Here is a 17,554-nt window from a genome sequence, read left to right as displayed (position 1 = left end):
TCAGGCCCTCTTCAGTGCATTAACGTGCCGGGCAAAGTCTTCATGGACTTCCGGGCTGGAAAAATTGACCATCGCGCTGCCATCTTCATCAATCAGAATACGTTCACCCTCTTCGATCGACTCAGCAATATCGCGTTGACTCATCACCTGCAACAGGGACTCGGGGCTGGAAAACAAAGAGCAAATAAAGCGGAACATAGTTTCTCCTCAACGGGTGTCGGGGAAGCCTGGCAGCAGAGTGGCATTTCCGCTATCAGATGAAGGCGAAAACACACTGAGGGATTATCTGGAAATCGCGATCATTTGCCTTATCTTGCGGTCTGTCCTGTTTACCCGGATTGGGGAGAGTGGTAATTTCATACGGATAATCTGATAAGGATAATAGCGACATGAAGCAACTGGTCATCGATATTTTAATGAAGCTCGCCAAAATGGATGTGGATACGAAAGAGCTGACAGCCCAGGTTGAAGCACAATCCCTGCTGATTGCCGCGCTGTTGTTGACCGCAGGCAAAGAGGGATCATCCTCGATCTCTGAAAATATTCAGAATGCAGTACTCACTGCGTCACGCAGTGGCGATGGCTTTCTACAAACTGATGTGGATTTGCTGTTGACCCATGTCAACCGCCTGCTGGCGGTGACCCGTTATGTGGATGATGCTGCATCAACAGAAGACAGCTAACGATAAACCTCCCCACACAGCAGCACCACATTGGGGCGCCGCTTTAAGATCCGTTCGGCCATCTCTTCACAGGCGTATCGGGTGGGATAAATATGCTCGGAAACCGGAAGTGCGTCACAAGCATCATATCCACAGGCACTGACGAGTAATACGAAGCCGATTAACATCACTCACTCCTTTGACCGATCAGGGACTGATATTCAGTATAGGCGACAAGTTAAGGTGCGTGTAATCCGCTTGTGCTGAGCTGTTTGGGTTACTGTTATTGCACCATTTCTGCAACTTCAGGAGCTTTTGTCATGCTGTTTCGCGGACTTTCTGCTTTCCCCATAACGCCTCTAAATACGTCTGGCGTGGTTGATATTCCTGCTCTGGAAAAACTGCTGCTCAGGCTGAAACGAGCGGGGGTCGATTCAGTGGGGTTACACGGCAGTACCGGGTTGTATGCCTATCTCAGTCGTGAACAGAAGCAGCGATCCATTGAGGCTGCAGTGGCCTGTCTTGGCCCGGACATCCCGGTGATTCCCAGCGCGGGAGCGCTGCGTACTGATGAGGCTTGCCTGTTGGCTGAGGATGCTGAACGCGCCGGCGCTCAGGGAATTTTACTGGCGCCGGTTTCCTATACGCCACTGCGTGAAGAGGAAGTTTTCCAGCACTATTCTGCCGTGGCGCAGTCCAGTCATCTGCCCATTTGTATCTATAACAATCCTGGCACGACGCACTTTACCTTCACGCAGGGCTTACTACAGCGGCTGGCAACATTGCCGCAGATACAGGCGCTGAAGCAGCCCGGACAGGCCGATATGCGTCAGAGCGATGTAGCGGAGCTGCGAGCGTTGTTTCCAACAACGTTTGCCGTCGGCTACAGCGGTGACTGGCATGCGGCAGGGGCATTGCTGGCCGGGGGCGATGTGTGGTTTAGCGTGCTGGGAGGATTATTACCGCAACAGGCTCTGGCGCTAACCCGTGCTGCGCAGGGAGGAGAGGTGGATCGCGTTGCAGAACTCAACCAGCAGCTGGCGCCGTTGTGGCAATTGTTTCAGACGCTGAGTAGCCTGCGAGTGATGTATGCCGCCGCAGATATTCTGGGGATTTGCCAGCCCGTATTGCCACGGCCGTTATTGGGGCTGAACAGTGCCGAGTGTCGACAGGTTGAGCAGGTGTTGCATGCATTACCGGATGTGGAGTGATGTAGCAGAAATGGCCCTGCGGGTTCGCAGGGCCATTGAAAGCTTTATGAGACCGGCTTTCTACTTGCTGTGTGAAAGAATAATTAACGTGAAACGGTAGAGGTTGTGGTGGTCGTTGTTCCGGTATTGGAGCCATCACCGCCGCCGGAAGTCGCGAGAGCCACGCCTAACAGAGCAGCGACTGCGCCCACGCCGACGGCATCTGAAGTGCCATCTGACATGGATGATGCGCTACTACCTGCTGCCTCACCTGCCCCAGTAACGGCCCAGGTGTTGGCGCTGCCTGCCAGTAATACCAGCAGAAAAACTGATTTAACATATTTCATTTTATTATCCTAAGGTCTGGAGACAGCAGGTGCTGCCAGAGAAGGATAATGAGATTTATTGTGTTGTGATATGGGCATCTCACAGCGGTTTCAGCGGGACTCCAGTCGCAGTGGCAGGAAAAAAGATCCAGTCATAACTGTTCTGTCTTCTTGTCACAATACTGTCATAGTGGGGATTAGCGCAGCGGCGAAAATGCGATGAGAACTTTCTCGCGCTGAGTACGATTAATACTGGCTGTGAAACGTGGCCGCCTGTGGCTGGAAAACCGCACTTATTTTCAGAATATCCTCTTAGCATCATTATTCCTTCCCTGGATGCCCGCGCAGTGTGCGATTAATCCTGGTTTTTGCCAAATAGCCCAGCTTTTAAGAACTTGTTAAGCCAGTTATGGCCTACTGAAGATTGCCGTATTGAAGCGAGGGTTTATGTTGCTATCTGCACTGTCCTATATCAAAAATAAAACCGGGTATCTCCAGGAGTTTATTGCAGACCCCCGTAAAACGGGCACGATTGCCCCTTCGTCTAAGGCATTGTGTAAAACCATGTCAGATGCCGTCGACTGGCAGCATTGCCTGCGAATTGCAGAATTGGGGGCAGGGGACGGTGTGTTAACCCGTCACCTGCTGACCCGAATGCGCCCGGATGCCAGCCTGCTGACGTTTGAAACGAACCCACGTTTTCATCCTCGGCTGGCGGCACTTGAGGATGCGCGTTTGCAGGTGAGTGGCGAATCAGCGGAGACGTTGTGCGGAGAGTTTGATGCGATTTTTTCCGGCCTGCCGCTGTTATCGCTGCCGCATGAGGTTCGTCATCGTATTTTGCAGCAGGCTGCCTCACAGCTGAGTGCCAATGGTGTCTTTATCCAGTTCCAGTACACCTCGCTTTGCGAGCCGTTGCTCTCCGGGTATTTCGCCTGGAATCGCACGCGAGTACTGGCGAATCTGCCCCCGGCATGGGTCTATCGTGGCCATTCGCTGGCGCAGTTACCCTGGGCCAGTCGTGGACGTTAAATGAGATTGATCTGACTCTGGCTTGTTATTGGTGCAGCTTTGCTATGCTTAATCTTTAACCCAAGAGGAGGACAAGATGAGCACTGAAGAAGCAGTACCAATTTCGAGTGAAGAAGAAGTGTGTACTATCATCGGTAAAGCCGTGGTTGACTTGAGTATTACGGGTCAGCCGGTTAACAAATCCACGCTGGGCTTAAAGCTGCTGGCGATGGCCGATCAGGATCAGGATGACGAACGTATTTTACTCTACTGGATTGCCCGCAGGGCCATCAATCAACCGCATAAATTTGCGGAGGCAAGGTTCTGATACTTGCCTTGTAAACGGTACATTTGCTACCGGACGACAACGGCCGTTCAGGCAATACCTGAACGGTCATTGCATCAGATAAGACGTTTCAGCCCCGGAACGCGGTCTATCAACGAGATTAGCAGTACTGACAGCAGATAGCTGACCAGCGCTATGGCTGGGATCGTCAGTACCGAAGAATAGTTATCAAAGCTGATGGGATACAACCGCATTAGCGTTTCCAGTACCAGCATGTGCACAAAGTAAACCCCTACGCTAAGCCTGGCCAGATTGCGGATGATCAGATTCACGCGCCGTGAAAACTGCAAAGGAGCATGCAGCAGCATAAAGAAGCAGGCTAATGCGAGTGTGACAATCGTGGGTGCTGAATAAAACAGGAAAATCTCATTAGGTTGACCAATGCTTTTCGACAGCGAATACCCCATCACTGCCGTTAATACTGCGCTGAGGATAAATATAATCGCCGCAATGGTGACTTTGGGCGACAGCTTATAACGACGAACCACCCCGCCAATAATATAAAATCCGGAGAGATAAACCACCATGTCGATATTGCTGGGCGTGGGTGCTATCCGGTTTTCCAGTACGGTCTCTTTGAAGTTATCAAATAACATATACACGGAGGCCAGCGCAAACCAGACGGCAATAATGTAGTTAATTCTCTTCTGACTTCCGTTTTGAATAAACGTATTCAGCAGCGGCGTCACCAGGAACAGCAGAATCAGGGTATAGATAAACCACAAATGCTCGTAGGCTGGGGTGCTCAGCAGATCCAGTAAGCTGAAAAGGGTCGTGCTGTCGTTGATTAAGCGGTCGTAAATAAAATAAATACCTGTCCAGGCAATCAGGGGTAACAACAAATTCAACACGCGAGTTTTCAGCGTGCTTAACAATGATTCATTTTTATTCAGTGAGATATAACCGGCGATCAGCAAAAACAAGGGAAATGAAATTCGTCCCAGCGCATCGTACATCACCGCGACTGACCAGGCGCTATGAAATGTGCTGAACGGTACCGCCGCCGTGTGCAACAGAACGACCAGATAAGTAGCGATGATCGTCAACAGTTTAATATTGAGGGTTTTCAAACAACGGTTTCCTTTGCCAGAGGGCTACACTGCATGGCATCTGCAGGTATTCACTGCCTTAAAGGTAACATATTTTGGGGCAAGTCTGATGTTTTACCTGCAAAAACGCCCGCAGTTTTAACTGCGTTGATTATTGATGATAATTTCCGGGGCGCAGGATTCACCCGGTTTGACGATGCGGAACTCTGCTTTACCCTTATGAACATAGATACAAGCCCGGCCCGCATCACCGCCATCCTGCTCCTGTGATAAAGAAATAACGGTTTTCTCTGCCATGGAAAAAGGCGTCAAAAGGATCAAACCCGCAAACAAGAGAAATAGCGGGTAGCGTTCAGTGAATTTTATTTTGTCGCTAAATTGCGACATAGCGTGCCCTCCATTAGCCTGTGTTAGGTCGTAGCCAATAAGCGCAGGTCACCATGACCTTTTCGCACTACGACCGTAACCTGTTATAAACCGGAGGCAATATCGGTGTTAATGGGGGCGCTTCTCTATGAGAATACTCTCATTTTATCTGGATCTGAAGTAAAGGCGGAAACAATTGCGTTCCCGCGCGAAGACACAGCGATTAATGCTGTAAAAACTGATGCTTGATGTGTTTGTAGAAGAAGGCGCCTTTAGAGGGAGCCGCCATAAAAAAATGCCAGGTCGTCAGAGGGACATTGCGATAAGTCGACGTCCCATGACCGAGTAATTCAACTTCCAGTATCCGTTTGTCAGCATCGTAGCCGACAGAGTGAATTGCAGATGAGGCAACAATTTGTCGTTTCATATCCCCTCCTGAACCAAATCGCGTGATTAAAATTTAACCTATAAACACGAGTTCATCTTGTCCTGAATCAAATTCATTGAGGTTTAGGCACATTAAGACAAGCGAGGCGGGGAGCGACAGAGAGAAGCGGATAAAAATGAGCCTCGGGAAGTGGGAAACCCAGCAACACTTCCTGAGGCCATGCAAATGCATGATTCGTTACAGGGCTACTGTACATGCCTCGCCAAACTTGTACAAGAATATTTTTTTTGCATAGATTTGGTGGTTTGTATGGAGAGGCAAAAAGGATGACGGAGGACGATCAAACTTGCTAAAGTGCTTTTTTTCACTGGTTTAGCGGAATTTGATATGTCGAATGAAATTGCACACCCGTCCAACAGCCCGAAGCAGGCTGCCTTACAATTGGTGATTGAACTGGTTCGCGCCGGGAAATTGAGCCCGTTGCAGGGCGATGCGGCCAATATGATCTCGATCTATGAGCAGTTTAAGACGCATTTTGAAGCTGAAAAACATAAGCACGCGTCTGACTCCGCGATTTCCTGAGACTCGTTTCAGATAACCAGACGTTCAGCTACGGGCAAGGCCCGTAGCTGAAATGCACTACTTTTTACTGACCAGATCGAAATAGAGCAGGCTGTTGCCCACGCCCTGATAGTCGCCCTGGACATTGTTGCCCAGCCCCACCTGTTTCTGCCCCTGTAATGACACCACATACGGCGAGTTTTGCTGGATGTCGGTTTGCAGTTCCTGATAAAGCGCCGTGCGTTTTTTCACATCGCTCTCTGCGGCGGCCGCACGTGTTTTGGCACTCAGCTCAGGAATAGTCCAGCCGACGCGCCAGGCCAGTGTTTTCGGCCCGCCCTCAACGTTGTAGGCGAAGGTGCTGGCGTTGCTGTTGGCATCGACGTAATCCGCGCCCCAGTAGATAAAGATGGACTGGAAGTTACGTCCACGCATTTTTCCCCAGAGCTCAGACTCTGCCACGGGCTGGATATCAATCTGGATATCCGCTTTGGCAAAGCTGGCCTGCAACGCCTGCGCCACGTCACTGTACGGTGGCTGATTGATAATGGTCAGAGAGAAGCGGGTGCCGGGCTTGATCCCTCCTTTCGCCAGAATCGCTTTCGCTTTTGCCACATCGTAGTAGAAAGGTTGGTTGTCCAGCGCGCCGTCAAAGCCAGCAGGGAGGAAGGTCTGATGTGTTTGATACTGGCCCTTTAACAGCTGCGTGGACAGGCTGTTGTAATCGACCAGCCAGCGTGCGGCCTGCCACAGCGCCGGGTTACCCAACGCAGGTTGTTGTTTATCCTGAGTGTTGAAACCGAGGTAGTAAATCAGTGCGGAGGGATAGCTGGCAACACGCACGTTGGTTTGTTTTTTCAGCGTGGCGAACTGGTCTGCGCCCAGATCGTATGCCACATCTGCATCGCCCTTTTCCAGCAACAGTCTGCGTGAACCGGCATCGGCAACGCTTTTCAGCAGCACGCGTTTCAGATGCGGGGCTGGCTGTGCGTTAGGATTCTGTTCCAGCACCAGCGCCTGCTGCGGCACGTACTTGCTGATGGCATAAGGGCCACTGCCTGCCGAATGTGTCCTCAGCCAGTTATTACCGTAATCCTGCTGGCTGACGTGCTGTTTCACCAGTTTGCTGTCGACTGTTGAAGCGACGGCAGAGGTCAGCAGTCTCAGTGCCAGGTCGCGGCCGATAGCTGACTGCCACCGGAGCTCAAACTGCGTATCGCTCTTCCTGGTAAACTGCGCATCAATATTTTCCGGTGTCCAGCCAAACTCACCCAGAATAAAGACCGGCGTTTTGTTCAGTTTCACCGCACGCGTTAGCGAGTAAATCACATCGTCGCTGGTGACCGGATTGCCGCTGGCAAATTTTTTCCCGGCGTTGAGCGTGAACAGCAGACTGTGTTCGGTGCTACCTGCTTCCCATTTGCTGGCGAGTTCCGGGACCAGATTACGTTCATGGCGGATCTCCGGGGAGACCAGCGTTTGGTAGACGTTGCGCAGACTGCTGTTACTGACGGTTTCAAAACTTTCCGCCGGATCAAAGCTGATAATCCCGTCGAGCGAGATGGCCACCACCAGCGTATCGGCCGGAGTGGCAGCCTGGGCGCCATGGGTCAATGCCAGGGTACTGGCGATTAATAAAGGAAGAATCTTGTGCATGATGGAGTCCTGAATCGGGAGCGATATCAGGACTATAGGCGTATAACTGTGGATCAGAAATGCCGGATCTGACTATGGTTAGCTGTTAAAAACACAACCTGCTTTAACCGACGATGCGGCCCTGATCCATCTGTACGGCGCGGTCACACATGTGGTCGATCACGTCAGGATCGTGACTGACCAGTACCATCGTCAGATTGTCCTGCTGCTTGAGCTGATTCAGCAGGTTGAGGATCTCCGCCTGTACCGACATATCCAACGCTGAGGTGGGCTCATCCAGCAGCAGAATTTTCGGCTCAAGCAGCAGGGCACGCACAATCGCAACGCGCTGACGCTGGCCGCCCGAAAGCTGATGCGGGTAGCGATCGGCCAGCGCCGGATCCAGCCCAACGTGACGGAAACCCTGATCGATACGGTCATTAATATTATCCGCTTTAATCAGTTTCAGCGGCTCTGCCAGGGTGCGGCGCAGGCGATGACGCGGATGCAGGGAGGCGTAAGGGTCCTGAAACACCATCTGCACGTCGCGCCGAAGTTGTCCGGTAAACGGCTTACCCGGCAGCGCCTGATGGCCTGCAAGCTGCATCTCACCCTGCCAGTGTGGGTTCAGACCGGCCATGACCCAAAGCAGTGATGATTTGCCACAGCCGGAGGGACCCACGAGGCCAAAGCATTCACCCGGATTGACCGACAGCGTGACATCATGCACGACGGTACGCAGGTCGTAGCCCTGTTTGTGAGCCACGCTCAGTTGGGATAACTCAATCATGCTGTTGCCCTTGTGTCAGCGCCGCGCGATCCAGCACCGGCAGGGGTTTACCCCGGGTCGATTTATTTGGACGGCAGGACCACAGCGTACGGGTATAAGGATGCGTAGCATGCGGTAATTCGGCCGCTGCCAGCTGGTCGAGCACTTCACCCTGATACATCACCATCACACGCTCACAATGTTCGGAAACCTGTTGTAGATCGTGGCTGATCAGCAGCAGTCCCATGTCACGCTGTTCCACCAGGTTGCGGATCAGGCTGAGTACCTGATCGCGCATGGCGTGATCGAGTGCGGAAGTAGGTTCATCAGCAATCAGAAAACGCGGTTCTGCAATCAGCGCCATTGCCAGCATCACACGCTGGCCCATCCCCCCCGAGAGCTGGTGTGGGTAGCGCTTCATCTGTTCTGCGGGCTGTGGCAGGCCAACAGCATCCAGCATGTCGCAGACTTTCTCTTTGATTTCCGCCCGGCTGAAATGGCCGTGTAGCTTAAGCGGTTCTGCCACCTGCCAGCCGATGGTGCGCAGTGGATTCAGGGCATATTTCGGGTCCTGCATCACCATGCCAAGCTGGCTTCCGCGCAGCTGGCTCCAGCGCCGTTCGTTCAGCGTCAGGGCGTTTTCTCCGGCGATGCTCAGGGTATTCGCCTGTACCTGAAGAGACGGTGCCAGCAGCCCCATTAATGCACGCGCGGTCAGGGATTTGCCGGAACCGGATTCCCCGACCAGCGCCACGCGCTCGCGGCCAAGCGTAAAGCTGATATTTTTCACCAGCGCCGTACCGTCAGCGCTGCGGATCGTCAAACCGTCTGCCACGATGGGTGCAGAAGAATCAGTTGCCATTTCGGGTATCCAGTCGGTCACGCAGGCCATCGCCTGTCAGGTTAAATGCCAGGCTGGCAAACAGAATCGCACCACCGGGAACGGCGGCGACCCACCACTGGTCAAAAATCACTTTACTGCCTTCGGCGACCATAGAACCCCACTCGGCGGTCGGGGGCTGAATGCCCATGCCAAGGAAACCCAGGCCCGCCGCCGAGAGAATAATCCCGCCGAGGCTGAGAGCTGCACGCACCACGGCGGTGGGCAGGCAGAGCGGTAAAATATGACCAAACATCAGACGCAGACCATTAATTCCCTGCATGCGCGCAGCGGCAAGGTAGTCGCTGCGGCGCAGCGCCAGCGTTTCAGCACGCGCCTGGCGCGCAAACGGCGGCCAGCTGGTGAGCGCCAGCGCCAGCGCGCCGTTCATCAGCCCAGGCCCCATCATGGCGACCAGTGCCAGTGCAATGACCAGATTGGGCAGTGACAGGAAAATATCAGTGATGCGCATCAGTACACGCTCACTCCAGCCGCCAAGATAACCGGCGCTGATACCAATAAGCATGCCAACGGGGATGGTCAGCACCAGGATCAGCGAGACCAGCAGCAGCGTAGGGCGGGCACCATAAATCACCCGGGAAAGCAGATCGCGGCCAAAACCGTCCGTGCCCAGCCAGTGGCTGGCGGACGGCGGCATCAGACGTATGCCCATTTCCTGGGCGTTAGGATCAAACGGGGCCAGCAGCGGGGCAAACAGCGCAGCAAAAATCAGCAGACCCACCAGGCTCAGCCCGAGGGTCAATGTGATATGACGACGTGGTCGCCGCGTGCGCGGTTTGACGCTTTCAGCATCAGAGAGAGATTGCGTCATCGTGTTCTCGGGTCGGTCAAATAGGTTAACGCATCGGCCAGTGCATTGATGGCAATAAAGCAGCTACCAATCAGCAGGGTGGAGCCGAGGATCGCCGGGGTATCGGAGGCGAACAGCGCCGTGGTCATGTAGCGCCCGACGCCAGGCCAGGCGAAGACGGTTTCCGTCAGCACTGAGCCTTCCAGCAGGGTAGCGTAAGAGAGCGCCAGTACAGTGATCAGCGTGCCACGTACGTTAGGAAAAATATGCAGCAGCAGAATGCGTCCACGGCTGGCACCTTTAGCGCGGGCCAGAGTGACGTACTCTTTACTGCTTTCTTCCAGCAATGCTGCGCGCAGCAGACGAGTAATGGTCGCCATCGATAGCAGGCCAAGCACCACCACGGGCAGCCACAGGTGGGCAATGGCGTTGCGGAACATCTCCATATCCCCGGAGAGCCAGCTGTCAATCAGCACCAGCCCGGTTTTCGGTTCAAGGGTATAAATCCAGATATCATCCAGACGACCAGGCCCGGCAGACCAGTGCAGCACGGCGTAAAACAGCAACAGACCCAGCAGGCCGAGCCAGAATACTGGCACCGAATAACCGAGCAGGGAGATCATACGCGCCACGTTATCCAGCACGCTGCCGGGTTTCCATGCGGCCAGCAGGGCCAGCAGGATGCCAAACACAGCGCCAAAGATCATCGCGCAGGTGGCCAGTTCAATAGTGGCAGGGAAGGTACGCAGCAGATCGCTGGCCACCGGCTGATTGGTGATGCTGGAAATACCGAGATCGCCACGGACTAAATGTTCCAGATAGTGCCAGAATTGCACTGGTACTGGCTGGTCCAGCCCAAGACTGGCACGCACCTGGGCATAGGTCGATTCGCTGGCGTGATCGCCGGCAATTTGCAGCACCGGATCAACCGGGGAAAGATGGGACAACGCAAAGGTGAAAACCAGCAGTCCGAGCAATGTCACCACCAGCGAAAGCAGGGCACCGAGTGCCCCACCGCTGCGACGCCAGAAAAGCCGGGCAGAAGGCCCGGCATTGTTTTCGGCTGCTGCCATTACTTGGTGACCTGGCTGTAGTAAACCATATCCGGATTAATCCCCTGCACGTAGCCTTTCAGATTATCGCGCAATGCCACCAGATTACGGGCCTGCATACCGATGACATACGGTGAATTTTTCTGCACTTCACGCTGCATTTTTTCATACAGTTCAACGCGCTTCGCTTTGTCGGTTTCTGCCGTGGCCGCCAGCGTCTGCTTGCTGAGTTCCGGAATGTGCCAGTTAGAGCGCCATGCCAGCGTTTTGCTACCGTCTTCCGGGTTATAGGCGAAGGCGGCGGCATTGGTGTTCGGATCGAAATAGTCGGCACCCCAGGCGTTCAGCGTGGATTCGTACTGGTGTGATTTCACGCGGGTAGCCACTTCAGAGCTGATGCCAGGCTGGACTTCAACTTTCACGCCACCTTTAGCGAAGCTGGCCTGCAAGGCCTGGGCAATGTCCAGGTACGGTGGCTGGTTGCTGACGGCCAGCTTAAAGCTGACGTTGTTCAGGCCTGCTTTCTTCAGAATTGCTTTGGCTTTTTCCGGGTCGTAGCTGTACGGGTTTTCGTTCAGCGCACCGAGGAAACCTTCCGGCAGGAACGACTGATGTACCTGGAACTGGCCTTTCAGCAGGTCGTTGGCAATGCCTTTATAGTCGAACAGGTAACGCGATGCTTCCCACAATGCCGGGTTTTTCAGCACCGGGTTGGCATCAATATTGAACTGAATGTAATACAGGGAAGCCATCGGCACCGCGAGGGTTTTTACACCCGGCTTATCTTTCAGAGAGGCCATTTGATCGGCGCCCAGGTTACGCGCGATATCGGCATCACCCTGTTCCAGCAGCAGTCGCCGCGCCGCGGGTTCCGGTACGTTTTTGATTAACACATTCTTCAGCTTCGGTGCGCCGGCCGGAGAGGTCGGGTTCGCGCTGAATAACACCACTTCATGCGGAATATATTTACGGATCTGATACGGGCCGCTGCCTGCAGAATTCAGTGCCAGCCATTTGTTGCCAAAATCGCCTTTTTGTTCGTGGGCCATCACGGTTTTTTCGTCAACGATAGACGACACTGGCGCTGCCAGCAGGCTCAGAACGTAGGTCGGGCTGACGTCTGCGCTCCAGCTGATCTGCACATGGGTATCGTCGATTTTCTTGAACTGGGCGTCAACGTTCTCTTTGGTCCAGCCAAGCTGAGTCAGAATAAAGGACGGATCAAGGTTCAGTTTAACAACGCGTGACAGTGAGAAGATCACATCTTCAGGGCGCAGCGGGTTGCCGGAGGCAAATTTTGCCCCTTCGCGCAAAGTAAAGGTCATGCTGCGGTTATCGCTGCCCGGTGTCCAACTGCTGGCCAGCGTTGGTTTCAGGTCAATCGGGTTTTGCGGGTCAGACTGCACCAGGCGCTGATAAAGGTTGGTGAAAGCCTGTACGGAGGTCAGTTCAAAGCCGTCGGCCGGATCGAAGCTTTTTGCATCATCAATAGACTGGGCGATCACCAGTGTGTCAGCAGGGGTCGCAGCCGACGCAGCAAACGATGCTGCCAGTGCCAGGGCGATAACAGAAGGGACTGCAATTTTCATGACGTTTCCTGAAGTGACGTTTTTCGCGAGTGTAAGGGAACAGGGGATAAGAACAATAGTAGATTATTCGCTATCGTTATGCCTGAAAGTTATAAGTTGAAGGAAACGGTTATAGAACTAATGTGTACCAGGCATCATGGCTGGCTGAACATTTGCCACAGCAACGGAGCGATACTCAGCAGATTGTTAAGCATATGCAGAAAAATCGGCAGTTTCAGACCACCGGATACCATGCGTGCGGCGCACAGCAGTAGCGAAAGCACCATCAGGGCAATCACGGTTTGCAGATGGGCGTACTGGGTGTGCATTGCGGAGAAAATAATCGAGGCCAGCAGAGCACAGGCGATGCGCTGGCGCGGCGCCCACAGCAGGAATGCCTGCAGGATAAAACCGCGAAACAGGATCTCTTCAAATACCGGAGCCAGTATCACCACCGCAAAGGCAAACCATACCAGGGTCAGATCGCTATGGCTGAGCTGCTCGCCGATCCAGCCCTCCTGGCGCAGATAGAGTGACTGGCTGGCAATCACCGCCAGCAACAGACCCGTAAATAACAGCATCTGGCGCAGTTTCAGCTTGCCCAGAGGAATATCCTTATGATGCTGCTGATACCAGCGATAAAGCGGCACGAGGGCGGCGAACTCCAGCAGGCAGAGGATCGGCATCAGCAGGCCGCGACTTTTCAGCATCTCGAAATGAGGAAAACTGCTGACCATCACCGTAATGGCATACCAGACCATAAATACGCCTGCACAAAGCAGAGTGTGGCTGACCCGGTCGGTCGATGGTGTCATGGTCGTAAGGCTCTTTAGCGTCTGAAGGAGTGCGATGTTAGCAAGCACGACAGAGGCTGTCGAGATACGCCAGTTATGGCGGTTTACATCAAAATATCTAAATAGTTTCCTATTGTTGCCGATATTAATGAATAGCTTTTTTCTGGGGACAGGCACTGACGTTCAACGTACAGCGCCATAAGCGCGTCAAACGAACAAGGAAGGGTTCGAGTGGTTTCATAAAGGGGTTTTCATTATGAATCATCCTCCTGTGCTGGCGTATGAATTAGCCGATGGGCAAAAAGCCACGCTAGCCGCCCGCAGAACGTTGATGGCACTGGCGCTGCTGCTCATCAGTGCCCTGTTTCTTTCCATGCTGATGGTCGTGGGCGTGGCCTGGAATCAGAATCAGGAATCTGTCGCTCGGGAAAGCCAGCTCTTGCACAATGCCTGGCAGGAGCAGCAGCGTACGCAGGTGACGGAACTGCGTGACTATGCTTTCTGGCAGGAAGCCTGGCTGCATATGTACCTGACCATTGACCCTGACTGGGCGTGGCATCAGCAAAATCTGGGCCCCGGTTTGTTCAGTGAGCATCACTACAACGGCGTGTTTGTCGTTGATGTCGACAACCGCACGCGCTATGCCATGATCGATGGCAAGCTGTCTTCTCTCACTCTGGAAGCGTGGTTGGGCGATCGGGCGTTGCTGCTGGTCGAACGGGCGCGCCAGCAGATGCGTGGGCAAAAAGTCATCAGTGAAAATATCATGATGGGTGAAACCCCGGCGCTGGTAGCAGCGGCACCGATCACCCGAGGGAAAATGCCCCATGAAGAGACATTGTCAGCCACACCTTCAGTGATGGTCTTCGTTTATCGTTTTACCCCCGACAAACTGCGTGCATTCGGTAATGCGGTCGGCGTGGAAAATGCGCGCGTGCCGGACGATGCACACGATCGCTACACCTCACCTTTTATTGAAGAAAATGTCAGTCAGGGAGAGCCGCTGGTGCTGCGCTGGGACCCGAGCCAGCCTGGGCGGAATTTGTTGTTATTCCTGCTGCCGCTGCTGGCACTGGCGGCGCTGGTTATTGGCGTGGTCACGCGGCGTGTCATCAATCATGCCATGAATACGGCGATGTTATCGGATACGCGTTTCCTGCAATTGATGCACAGTCAGCGTGAGCTGGCAGCCAGTGAGGCGCGCTTTCGTGATGTGGCTGAAGCGACGTCCGACTGGATTTGGGAAACGGATGCCTCGTGCCGTATTACCTATCTTTCCCGGCGCTTTTCCATTGTGACGGGTTTTGGTCTGAATATGTCTACAGGCCGCTTGCTTGACGAAATTTTATGTCACGACGCGCTGGCGATCAGTGAGTGGGTGGCGCAGCAGCGCAGCGGAGGGCCACGCAGCCAGCTACGCTGTTATCTGCAATCTGTACATCACGGGCTGCGCACTTGTAGCCTTGTCGCGAAGCCGATCATGCTGCGTGGCAAGCTGTTGGGGTATCGCGGCACGGTGTCGGACATCTCGCATGAAGTGGAGGCGCAGGCACGGGTTCACTATCTTTCACAACATGATGTACTGACCGGGCTGCCAAATCGCTTGTTTATGCAGGAGTTTCTTCAGGAAAAATTGCGTTCACAGCCCACATTTTCGCATCCTTTGGTGATGATCAGCCTCGATCTCGACCGTTTTAAACCGATCAACGACACCTGGGGACATGCGGCAGGTGACAGCGTGCTGATTGACGTCGCGCGTCGCTTACGCGCTTGCCTCACTGCCGGCGATCTGGTGGCACGCCTCGGTGGCGATGAATTTATTCTGATTGCGACCGATCTCAGGACAACGGCAGATATTGAAGCATGCTGTCAGCGGCTGCTGGACGATTTGCACCGCGCCTTCTTTATTGGGGATCAGGAGCTGTATATCGGTGCCAGCCTCGGTATTGCGCGGGCGCCACAGGATGCCATGGAGGCGGATGAACTGCTGCGTCTGGCTGATATCGCCCTGTATAAGTCGAAACGCCAGGGCCGCGACCGCTGGGTGTTTTACACCGGAGAGATGTCGCAACTGCTGGCACGTCGCAGCGATCTGGAGCGTAAGCTGCGTCGGGGCATAGCTGCCGGTGAGTTACGGCTGCACTATCAGCCGCGTTACCATCTGGAAAGTGGCCAGTTGGAAGGTGCCGAAGCCTTGATTCGCTGGGCACAGCAGCCGCCCGCTCTGGTGATGCCGGACAGTTTTATTCCGCTGGCAGAGCAAACCGGCTTGATTGTCGAAATCAGCAACTGGGTGCTGCATCGCGCTTGCCACGATGCCACATCCTGGCCTCAGGCGCTCTCCGTCTCGGTGAATATTTCACCGATTGAGTTTCGCACGGGTAACCTGGCGTTGAGGGTTGCCGCCGCGCTGGAAAACAGTGGGCTTGAGGCTTCCCGACTGGAGCTGGAAATTACCGAAAATATTACGATGGATCACCCGGAAAGCGCCCTGGCAATAATGGGTGAGCTGAAAGCGATGGGGGTGAAAATCGCCGTGGATGATTTTGGCGCGGGTTTTGCCTCACTGAGCTATCTCAAGAGTTTTCCTTTTGACAGCATGAAAATGGATCGATCCTACATGGAAGGGTATCCACAGGATGCGCAGGCGCACGCTATCGTGGAGGGAATTATCGGGCTGGGTAGGGCTTTCTCTCTGGAGGTCACCGCCGAAGGTATTGAAACCCAGGAGCAACTGGAAGAGTTAAAACGCAGCGCCTGTTATGCAGGACAAGGGTATCTGCTCGGGCGGCCCGTTCCGCTGGAGGCATTCAATTTGCTGCTGGATAAGCCTGTAGCAGAGAGTGACGGCAGCGGGAGGGATGATTTGACGCGCTCCTGAGTGAGGCAGAAGCGCGGGCAGAGGGTTAACGGACTCTGACTGCAACCAGAGTCATGAAGACTGCAAAGGCGACAAAGATAACGAGTTCCACAGGACGCTCCTCTGTAAGGATTAGTCCTAAAATTATAGCTAATGATGAATTTCTTTATAAACAGGGTGTGCGCCTGATACGGGTAAAGCACACTGTCTCCTGGGTAAATCTGGCTGCGCAATAACGGTATAATCTGTTAACCTTTCAAAGGCATTGTCGTTTTATCTATGCTTTGAAAGGAGAAATAACCGTGAAACATTATGGGAAAATAACCGTGATTGCCGCACTAATGGCGTTGTCGGGTTGTCAGTCGGCCAGTGAAAAAACGGTGTCAGCAACGCCGGTCGATCCGGAGATGGACCAGTGTGGTGCATCGCAGTATCAGCAGTATGTGGGTAAACCGCTGTCAGCCATTGAATCTCTCCGTTTTGAACACGCGGTGCGTGCCATCCCTTATAACTCTGCAGTGACAATGGACTTTAATCTTAATCGGATCAATTTCATGGGTGATAAGCAGGGCGCGATCAGCAAGGTTTACTGCGGGTAACTGTGGTTGAAATCGCTATCCCGTTCAGTGCGGGCGGCCTGATGATACGGTCGCCCTGCGTCAGTAGTGCCATTTTCTAACCCACCAGAGTCGTAAACTAATGCCGACTGAGCTGGTCCAGCCGCTGGTCGTCCCCACCACGTCCCCATTTGCCACGATCAACAGTGTTGGCGTTGTCGTCACTCCCCAGCTCGCGGCGAGCTCGCCGTTTCGATCATTGACGACCGGTAACGTCAGATGTTGTCCGTTCAGGTAACGCACAATGTTGATGTCGCCACCTGAGCGATTGGCAATAGTCAGTACACGTGTCCGTTTGTCATTCAGACTCATCAGTAGTGGGAGGGTGTCATGACAGGTTCCGCACCAGCGGTCCCAGAACCAGACCAGTAACGGGGTTTTCTCACTGAGCTCCGCAAGCGTCAGGTTTTGACCGTCAATGGTATGCAGCATTTGTCCGGCGATATCAGCGGGAAGATCCGGGGCACGAATACCATCTATCAGACGAATAAATAGAATCAGGGATAAGAGGGGAAGCAGCAGATAAAAGCTGACCTTCTTAAATTGGTTTATCAGTGTGTTGTGCCAGTTGCGCATTGCCCGTCTCCGCCTGCGTACGGCGCTTATCTTAACGAGGCCATGACGAATGGCAATCGCCTGGCGTGTAAACATTCGTATAGGGAATAATGA

The 17,554-nt window shown here is 53.7% G+C and carries 20 protein-coding genes; 8 read left to right on the top strand and 12 right to left on the bottom strand.

All coding sequences use genetic code 11. The features are described from left to right. Entirely contained in the window at nucleotides 1–198 is a 198-nt protein-coding gene (locus HHI26_RS06510) for a hypothetical protein (RefSeq protein ID WP_133846235.1), read from the bottom strand. Nucleotides 199–389: 191 nt separating this feature from the next. On the opposite strand from HHI26_RS06510, the gene iraP reads away from it, so the two are divergent. Further along, nucleotides 390–683, top strand: a complete 294-nt coding sequence (gene iraP / locus HHI26_RS06505) for an anti-adapter protein IraP (RefSeq protein ID WP_133846236.1) — start codon at nucleotides 390–392, stop codon at nucleotides 681–683. Nucleotides 684–982: 299 nt separating this feature from the next. After that, nucleotides 983–1,873 carry a dihydrodipicolinate synthase family protein gene (locus tag HHI26_RS06500; RefSeq protein WP_133846237.1) on the top strand — a complete coding sequence of 297 codons (891 nt, stop codon included), beginning with the start codon at nucleotides 983–985 and terminating at the stop codon, nucleotides 1,871–1,873. Nucleotides 1,874–1,956: 83 nt separating this feature from the next. Here the strand turns inward: HHI26_RS06500 and yjbE are convergent, their stop codons facing one another. Beyond that, entirely contained in the window at nucleotides 1,957–2,199 is a 243-nt protein-coding gene (gene yjbE, locus HHI26_RS06495; RefSeq protein WP_133846238.1) for an exopolysaccharide production protein YjbE, read from the bottom strand. 429 nt (nucleotides 2,200–2,628) lie between these two features. Between yjbE and HHI26_RS06490 the strand changes: the two genes are divergently transcribed. Further along, a complete protein-coding gene (locus HHI26_RS06490; protein ID WP_133846329.1) occupies nucleotides 2,629–3,210 on the top strand; it encodes a methyltransferase in 582 nt (193 codons plus the stop codon). Between the two features lie 76 nt (nucleotides 3,211–3,286). Then, nucleotides 3,287–3,517, top strand: a complete 231-nt coding sequence (locus HHI26_RS06485; protein ID WP_133846239.1) for a hypothetical protein — start codon at nucleotides 3,287–3,289, stop codon at nucleotides 3,515–3,517. Nucleotides 3,518–3,591: 74 nt separating this feature from the next. Here HHI26_RS06485 and HHI26_RS06480 read toward each other — a convergent pair whose 3' ends face one another. After that, nucleotides 3,592–4,605, bottom strand: a complete 1,014-nt coding sequence (locus HHI26_RS06480) for an acyltransferase family protein (RefSeq protein ID WP_167864048.1) — start codon at nucleotides 4,603–4,605, stop codon at nucleotides 3,592–3,594. Between the two features lie 33 nt (nucleotides 4,606–4,638). On the opposite strand from HHI26_RS06480, the gene HHI26_RS06475 reads away from it, so the two are divergent. After that, nucleotides 4,639–4,854 (top strand): hypothetical protein, encoded by a 216-nt coding sequence (locus tag HHI26_RS06475; RefSeq protein ID WP_167864049.1) that lies wholly within the window; start codon nucleotides 4,639–4,641, stop codon nucleotides 4,852–4,854. 319 nt (nucleotides 4,855–5,173) lie between these two features. On the opposite strand, the gene HHI26_RS06470 is transcribed toward HHI26_RS06475, so the two are convergent. After that, nucleotides 5,174–5,377 (bottom strand): KTSC domain-containing protein, encoded by a 204-nt coding sequence (locus HHI26_RS06470; protein WP_133846242.1) that lies wholly within the window; start codon nucleotides 5,375–5,377, stop codon nucleotides 5,174–5,176. A gap of 348 nt (nucleotides 5,378–5,725) precedes the next feature. Here HHI26_RS06470 and HHI26_RS06465 point away from each other — a divergent pair, with 348 nt between their 5' ends. Continuing rightward, nucleotides 5,726–5,920 (top strand): hypothetical protein, encoded by a 195-nt coding sequence (locus HHI26_RS06465; RefSeq protein WP_133846243.1) that lies wholly within the window; start codon nucleotides 5,726–5,728, stop codon nucleotides 5,918–5,920. 57 nt (nucleotides 5,921–5,977) lie between these two features. On the opposite strand, the gene HHI26_RS06460 is transcribed toward HHI26_RS06465, so the two are convergent. The 7 genes from HHI26_RS06460 to HHI26_RS06430 all read right to left on the bottom strand — a co-directional run bounded on the left by HHI26_RS06460 (nucleotide 5,978) and on the right by HHI26_RS06430 (nucleotide 13,429). Beyond that, nucleotides 5,978–7,555, bottom strand: coding sequence for an ABC transporter substrate-binding protein (locus HHI26_RS06460; protein WP_171148804.1), 1,578 nt, complete (start codon nucleotides 7,553–7,555; stop codon nucleotides 5,978–5,980). A gap of 103 nt (nucleotides 7,556–7,658) precedes the next feature. Beyond that, entirely contained in the window at nucleotides 7,659–8,324 is a 666-nt protein-coding gene (locus HHI26_RS06455) for an ABC transporter ATP-binding protein (RefSeq protein ID WP_133846245.1), read from the bottom strand. After that, complete coding sequence (locus HHI26_RS06450; RefSeq protein ID WP_133846246.1) at nucleotides 8,317–9,165, bottom strand: ABC transporter ATP-binding protein; 849 nt, start codon at nucleotides 9,163–9,165, stop codon at nucleotides 8,317–8,319. Before HHI26_RS06450 ends, HHI26_RS06455 begins: the two co-directional genes overlap by 8 nt. Then, complete coding sequence (locus HHI26_RS06445; RefSeq protein ID WP_133846247.1) at nucleotides 9,155–10,015, bottom strand: ABC transporter permease; 861 nt, start codon at nucleotides 10,013–10,015, stop codon at nucleotides 9,155–9,157. The genes HHI26_RS06450 and HHI26_RS06445 overlap by 11 nt, the downstream gene beginning before the upstream one ends. Further along, nucleotides 10,012–11,067: an ABC transporter permease gene (locus tag HHI26_RS06440; RefSeq protein ID WP_133846248.1), complete on the bottom strand. Its 1,056-nt coding sequence runs from the start codon at nucleotides 11,065–11,067 to the stop codon at nucleotides 10,012–10,014. The genes HHI26_RS06445 and HHI26_RS06440 overlap by 4 nt, the downstream gene beginning before the upstream one ends. Next, a complete protein-coding gene (locus HHI26_RS06435) occupies nucleotides 11,067–12,635 on the bottom strand; it encodes an ABC transporter substrate-binding protein (protein WP_167864051.1) in 1,569 nt (522 codons plus the stop codon). The genes HHI26_RS06440 and HHI26_RS06435 overlap by 1 nt, the downstream gene beginning before the upstream one ends. 134 nt (nucleotides 12,636–12,769) lie before the next feature. Then, a complete protein-coding gene (locus HHI26_RS06430) occupies nucleotides 12,770–13,429 on the bottom strand; it encodes a CPBP family intramembrane glutamic endopeptidase (protein WP_133846250.1) in 660 nt (219 codons plus the stop codon). 235 nt (nucleotides 13,430–13,664) lie between these two features. Between HHI26_RS06430 and HHI26_RS06425 the strand changes: the two genes are divergently transcribed. Together HHI26_RS06425 and HHI26_RS06420 are read left to right on the top strand one after the other, a co-directional pair. Continuing rightward, nucleotides 13,665–16,289, top strand: a complete 2,625-nt coding sequence (locus tag HHI26_RS06425; RefSeq protein WP_241008231.1) for an EAL domain-containing protein — start codon at nucleotides 13,665–13,667, stop codon at nucleotides 16,287–16,289. Between the two features lie 281 nt (nucleotides 16,290–16,570). After that, nucleotides 16,571–16,867 (top strand): I78 family peptidase inhibitor, encoded by a 297-nt coding sequence (locus HHI26_RS06420; RefSeq protein WP_133846251.1) that lies wholly within the window; start codon nucleotides 16,571–16,573, stop codon nucleotides 16,865–16,867. 60 nt (nucleotides 16,868–16,927) lie between these two features. Here HHI26_RS06420 and HHI26_RS06415 read toward each other — a convergent pair whose 3' ends face one another. Next, nucleotides 16,928–17,461 carry a redoxin family protein gene (locus tag HHI26_RS06415; protein ID WP_238337086.1) on the bottom strand — a complete coding sequence of 178 codons (534 nt, stop codon included), beginning with the start codon at nucleotides 17,459–17,461 and terminating at the stop codon, nucleotides 16,928–16,930. Nucleotides 17,462–17,554: the final 93 nt, after the last annotated feature.

It is taken from the genome of Erwinia sp. JH02 (genome assembly GCF_013074405.1).
Taxonomy (GTDB): Bacteria; Pseudomonadota; Gammaproteobacteria; order Enterobacterales; family Enterobacteriaceae; genus Erwinia; species Erwinia rhapontici.
Note: the sequence above shows the minus strand (reverse complement) of the source record. Positions and strands in the feature narration are given on the sequence as shown.